Below are 693 nucleotides of genomic sequence, written 5' to 3' on the forward strand. Positions count from 1 at the left end.
TGCCCGGTGTCCATGGTCACCGGCGAAGAGCTGCTGACCCTGACCGATGGCGAACTGGATGGCGTGCTGCCATTTGCCTGGACGCGCCTGTATCGCACCAGTGCCGTGGAGGTGGATTGCGGGCTGGGGCTTGGCTGGAGCCACTCGTTGGCGCAGCGGCTGGAGGTGGTCGGCGGGTCGGTGGTGTGGACGGACCATGAGAACCGCAGCACCACCTTTCCCCTGCCCTCCAGTGCCCGCCCGGCGATCAGCAATAGCCTGGCTGAAGCGGCGATTTATCTGGGGGCGACGCCGGATGAGCTGGTGCTGGCGCAGGGGGCACGCTTCTACCACTTTCACGACGGTGTGCTGACGGCGATCAGCGATGGGTATGACAACCGCCTGGGTATTTCCCGCGATGGCTTGGGGCGGATTCTGCGCCTGGATAACGGTGCCGGTCGCGCCTTGCTGTTGCGTTATGACCGCGGGCATATCGTGGCGGTGGACTACCAGGTGTTTCGCGTGGAAAGCGAATCGGATGACGCCTGGGTTACCGAGCAGAACGTTGTTTCCTACCGCTATGACGAACAGTGGCGACTGCTTGAGGCGATCAATGCCGTCGGCGAAAGCGAGCGCTATCAGTACGACAGCCTTGCGGTAATTACTGAGCGGCAGTTGGCCGGTGGGGCGAGTTTCTTCTGGGAGTGGGAACGG

Annotated in this window: 1 protein-coding gene; it reads left to right on the forward strand. The window is 63.1% G+C overall.

Annotated features, from left to right (window positions below):
• On the forward strand, positions 1-693 hold a 693-nt coding region (locus PSFL_RS19065; RefSeq protein ID WP_397470376.1), incomplete at both ends, for a DUF6531 domain-containing protein.

The organism is Pseudomonas sp. DD1 (assembly GCF_044510355.1).
Taxonomy (GTDB): Bacteria; Pseudomonadota; Gammaproteobacteria; order Pseudomonadales; family Pseudomonadaceae; genus Aquipseudomonas; species Aquipseudomonas shahriarae.